This is a genomic window from uncultured Microbacterium sp., assembly GCF_963521695.1.
In the GTDB taxonomy this organism is placed as follows: Bacteria; Actinomycetota; Actinomycetes; order Actinomycetales; family Microbacteriaceae; genus Microbacterium.
The window spans coordinates 1-5,012 of sequence record NZ_CAUQWC010000237.1 but is presented as its reverse complement, the minus strand read 5'-3'; the positions used below and the strand labels follow the sequence as shown (position 1 = coordinate 5,012).

The window sequence follows — 5,012 nt, the reverse complement described above, 5'->3', positions numbered from 1 at the left end:
GGCCTCCATCGAGCGCGCACGCTCGAGCCGTGACAGCGGGCAGCGTCGGTCCCACCGGAACCGGTGCCACGGCTGCCACGCACACCAGCCCGTCGTGACGTTCGACCGACGCCGTCCCTCCGGTCTCCGCGATGCCTGCGAGGGCGTCGGCGTCGCCGCGACCGAGCAGGCGGGCGGCCTCCGTCGCGACGTGTTGCAGACGCACGGTCGCCGCCGCTGATCCGAGCACCCCGACGCCGAGCGCGAGAACGATGATCACAGACGGAAGGGCCACCGCGAATTCCGCGGTGACGGCTCCCCGGTCGTTGAGAAGCCGCCGCGTCATTGCACGGTGAGCGCGCGTCGGACCAGATCGGTCAGGATGCCGCGGACTTCGTCGCTGCGCATGATGACGACGAGCAAGCCGGCGAAGGCGACGGCCGCCATCGTCGCGATGGCGTACTCGGCCGTCGCCGCACCGCGGTCGTCGAGGAACAGCGCGCCGGCGCGCGCGGTCGTCAACGGCGGCACGTCCACTGCCGGGCGCTGCGGACGGAACGGGTGGGGAAACGCGGTCATGGAGAACTCCTGAAGTCGGGGTGAGAGAGGTGAGGGAAGTGCGTCGAAGGGGCGGTGGAGGTGGGAGGTCACGGAAGGGCCCCGGACCTCAGGATGCCGAGCATCATCGGGGCGACCGCAAGAAGGAGGAACGCGGGAAGCGTGCAGATCCCGAGAGGAAGCAGCAGCCGCGTCGACAACCGTGCCGCGGCGGTACGCCCCGCGGTTCGTGCGCGCTGTCGGGCGAGCCAGGCATCGGCGCGAAGCAGCTCCGCGGCGGGGACCCCGGCGCGGTGGGCGAACGCGACCGTCTGCGCCGCGTCATCGGGCGAGTCGTCCGAGGGACGAGAGCGCAGCGCGGCGTCCACCAGCGAACGCGCGCGGTCGGCGGACACTCCGGCCGACAGGGCGACGGCCCACAGTTCGGCGCGGAGCCCCGGGACCGCCGTGGGCGGCCGGGCACGGTGCATGAGCCGTCGCGACCACCACTGTGCGATCACGATGAGAGTGGTGCCCGATGCGAGGCAGGCCGTTCCCGCCGGGTCGGACAACAGGATGCCGACGGAGTCGAACCCGAGGGCCATCCCCATCGGCACGCCCAGGACGGGCAACCAGCCCAGGAGCCTGGCCGTGGCGGCGGGCTCCGCGAGGGCGACGCTCACATCGGCCACGACCTCGGTGGCGTCGCGGAGGGCGCCGCCCACCGCCCGGAGCGTGTCGGCGAGGGGTGCGCCCGTGTGCACAGCGACGGACCAGATCGCAGCGACGTCCGTCCAAGACACCCCGGCCGCAGCGAGCACGGCGCCGACATCGTCACCCTCGGCGGCGGCACGCGCGGCCGCGCGGCAGACGGGGTCTCCGGTGTCGGCGAGATACCTCCAGGCGTTCGCCGGGGTCAGGCCGGCCGACAACAGGACCGCGAGGCGCATGATCGTCTCGATCGGATCGGCGGGACCGGCGTCGAGCCCATCGCGCGCGGCGGTTCTCACGGCCATCGCGCGGGCTCGATCGTGATGCGTCCCGCGTGCGCGACGGGGCGCCCCCACCCGCTCACGCGGCGCCGCCCGGCGATCCTCTCGACGTGGACGACCGCGTCGATGGCGCTGACCGTCTGTCGCGCCGTGGCCGCGGCATCCATTCCCGCGAGTGCTCCGAGTGCCTCGAGCCGGGCCGCCACGTCGGTGAGCCCGCTCGCGTGCAGGGTCCCGGCCCCTCCGTCGTGACCGGTGTTGAGCGCCATGAGCAGCTCTCGCAGTTCCTCGCCGCGACACTCGCCCACGACCAACCGGTCTGGCCGCATCCTGAGGGCTTCACGGACGAGACGGGCCAGCGGAATGCCGCCGGTGCCCTCGATGTTCGGCTGCCGAGCCTCGAGGGCGACGTGGTGCGGGTGCGCGGGGCGCAGTTCCGCCACCTCCTCGACCGTGATGATCCGCTGCGTGGGCGGCACGTGCGAGAGCAGGGCCGACAGCAACGTCGTCTTCCCGGCCCCCGTGGCTCCCGTGATCAGCACGTTCTCACGACGCTCCACCATGCTTTCCAGGTGTTCGCGTTGGCCCCCGGAGAGCATGCCGCTGCGTTCGAGATCCGACAGATCCGGCGCTTCCCAACGCGGTACGCGCACCGACAGCGTGGTGCCGCTCGCGGCGACGGGGGCGAGGACGGCGTGGACTCGCACCCCGCGATGGAGGCGGACGTCGACGCACGGTGAGGCGTCGTCGAGGTGACGCCCGCCCAGTGCGATCAACCGGACGGCGACCCGGCGCACCTCGGTTTCGCTCGCGCGCCACGACGACACGCGTTCGGCGCCGTCGCCCCGGTCGACGAAGAGGCCCCGGTCACCGTTGATGAAGAGATCGGTGACGGCGGGATCGTCGAGGAACGGTCGCAGAAAAGCCAGCGCCGGATCCCGCCAGGCGGCGGAGGCGGGGTCGGGGTCGATCGGATGGACCGGAGCGAGCGAGGACATGTCGACGACCGTACGGACGATGCGTGGTCCGCCGTCGGCGGAGAGGGGTTATCCGTGGACGAGCTCGAGTATGCGACACCTGGGGAGGGGCCTCGGCCGACTGCCCACCTCGCCGAAACCGGCCGGCGACGGGCCGGCAAAAGGAGGAGGCGGCATCCCGTCAGTGGGGGGCGAGGGATGCCGCCGTGCGGCCGGAGGAATATTGGGGGGCTCCCCCCGGACGCAAATGCCGGAAGCGATGTTCGGGCTCTCATAGATTACGCATGCGGAAAACCCCGCACCAACTCGACGCACCTATTCATCGCGATATATCACCTGTTTCGCCAAAATCGGGATGCCAACTATCGGAGGTGGCCCCCATCGGAGGGGGTCGATAGCGTGACCCAGGTGAAGACGCCGAGCGCTGACGCCGGCGTCACGTAACGCGAAGGAGCGCCGCGATGAGCAGCCAGATCGACCACCTCCTCTCTGAATCGCGCCGGTTCCCGCCGTCGTCCGGATTCGTCGACAACGCCGTGGGCGACCGCGCCCTGTACGAACGCGCGGCCGCCGACCGCGAGGGATTCTGGGCCGAACAAGCGCGCGACCTGCATTGGCACACGCCTTTCACGCAGGTGTTGGACTGGTCGAATCCGCCGTTCGCCGAATGGTTCGCCGACGGCGAGCTGAACGTCGCCTACAACTGTCTCGACCGGCACGTCGAGGCGGGCCACGGCGACCGCATCGCCCTGCGGTGGGAGGGAGAACCCGGCGACTCGCGCAACGTCACGTACGCCGAGCTCACCGACGAGGTCAAACGCCTCGCGAACGTGCTCACCGGCCTCGGCGTCGAGAAGGGCGACCGCGTGGCCCTCTACCTGCCGATGATTCCCGAGGCGATCGCCTCGATGCTGGCGGTCGCCCGTATCGGCGCGGTCCACTCGGTCGTCTTCGGCGGGTTCTCGGCCGACAGTCTCCGCGCCCGTATCGACGACGCCGGGGCGAAGGTCGTCATCACCGCCGACGGCGGCTGGCGCAAGGGCAAGGTCTCGCCTCTCAAACCCGCGGTCGATCAGTCCCTCTCCGACCGCAACGGCTCCGGCATCCAGGAGACCGTCGAGCACGTCATCGTCGTCAAGCGCGGAGGGAACGAGGTCGAGTGGACCGAGGAGCGCGACCTCTGGTGGCACGACGTCGTCCCGCAGGCGTCGGCCGAGCACGAGGCGCAGGCCTTCCCCGCCGAGACGCCTCTGTTCATCCTCTACACCTCGGGTACGACGGGGAAGCCGAAGGGCATCCTGCACACGTCGGGCGGATACCTCACGCAGGCGGCATTCACCAACCGCGTCGTGCACGACGTCCACCCCGAGACCGACGTCTACTGGTGCACCGCCGACATCGGCTGGATCACCGGCCACACCTACGTGACGTACGGCCCCCTCGCCAACGGAGCGACGCAGCTGCTGTACGAGGGCACCCCCGACACGCCGCACCCCGGTCGCTGGTGGGAGCTCATCGAGAAGCACGGCGTGACCATCTTCTATACGGCGCCCACGGCCATCCGCTCCTTCATGAAGATCGGCCGCGACATTCCGCAGAAGTTCGACCTGTCGACGCTCCGCCTCCTCGGGTCGGTGGGCGAGCCCATCAACCCCGAGGCGTGGGTCTGGTACCGCGAGATCATCGGAGCCGACCAGACACCGATCGTCGACACGTGGTGGCAGACCGAGACCGGCGCGATCATGATCTCGGCCCTCCCGGGGGTGACCGAGACCAAGCCCGGTTCCGCACAGGTGCCGTTGCCCGGCATCTCGATCGCCGTCGTCGACGACAGCGGTGAGCCCGTCGCCCACGGCAGCGGCGGCCTGCTCGTCGTCACCGAGCCATGGCCCAGCATGCTCCGCGGCATCTGGGGCGACCCCGACCGCTATCGCGAGACCTACTGGGACAAGTTCGCCGACAAGGGCTACTACTTCGCCGGCGACGGCGCCCGTCTCGACGAGGACGGCGATGTCTGGCTGCTCGGACGCGTCGATGACGTGATGAACGTCTCGGGACACCGCCTGTCGACGGCCGAGATCGAATCCGCACTCGTGGGGCACGAGGGCGTGGCCGAAGCAGCCGTGGTCGGTGCCTCCGACGAGACGACCGGCCAAGCGGTGGTCGCGTTCGTGATCATCAAGAGCCGCTACCTGAAGCAGAAACGCGTCGATGGACTCGGCGACGAGCTGCGACGGTGGGTCGGCGAGCAGATCGGGCCCATCGCCCGCCCGCGCGACGTCTACATCGTCGGCGAACTGCCCAAGACCCGCTCGGGCAAGATCATGCGCCGCCTCTTGCGCGATGTGGCCGAAGGCCGCGAGGTCGGCGACACGACGACACTGGCCGACACCGCCGTGATGAGCGTGATCAGCGCCCAGGTGAAATGAGACCGTCGTGGGGGGGGTGGCGGGGGGGCGGGCCCGCCCCCCCCGGCCGGGGGCGGGGGATCACGGCCCGCCCTCACCCAGAAGCGGGCGGGGGGGGG

Annotated in this window: 5 protein-coding genes; 1 reads left to right on the top strand and 4 read right to left on the bottom strand. The window is 70.7% G+C overall.

Annotated elements, in window-relative coordinates:
* From RWP81_RS14195 to RWP81_RS14180, 4 genes are all read right to left on the bottom strand, one after another.
* Positions 1–274: hypothetical protein (locus RWP81_RS14195; RefSeq protein ID WP_314457159.1), on the bottom strand; the 274-nt coding region annotated here is incomplete at its 3' end.
* 47 nt (positions 275–321) lie between these two features.
* Entirely contained in the window at positions 322–558 is a 237-nt protein-coding gene (locus RWP81_RS14190; RefSeq protein WP_314457157.1) for a DUF4244 domain-containing protein, read from the bottom strand.
* 68 nt (positions 559–626) lie between these two features.
* The gene (locus RWP81_RS14185; protein WP_314457155.1) at positions 627–1,532 is read right to left on the bottom strand and encodes a type II secretion system F family protein; all 906 of its coding nucleotides are present in this window, start codon (positions 1,530–1,532) and stop codon (positions 627–629) included.
* Entirely contained in the window at positions 1,523–2,506 is a 984-nt protein-coding gene (locus RWP81_RS14180; protein WP_314457153.1) for a TadA family conjugal transfer-associated ATPase, read from the bottom strand. The genes RWP81_RS14185 and RWP81_RS14180 overlap by 10 nt, the downstream gene beginning before the upstream one ends.
* Positions 2,507–2,946: 440 nt before the next feature.
* Between RWP81_RS14180 and acs the strand changes: the two genes are divergently transcribed.
* Positions 2,947–4,914, top strand: a complete 1,968-nt coding sequence (gene acs / locus RWP81_RS14175; protein WP_314457151.1) for an acetate--CoA ligase — start codon at positions 2,947–2,949, stop codon at positions 4,912–4,914.
* Positions 4,915–5,012: the final 98 nt, after the last annotated feature.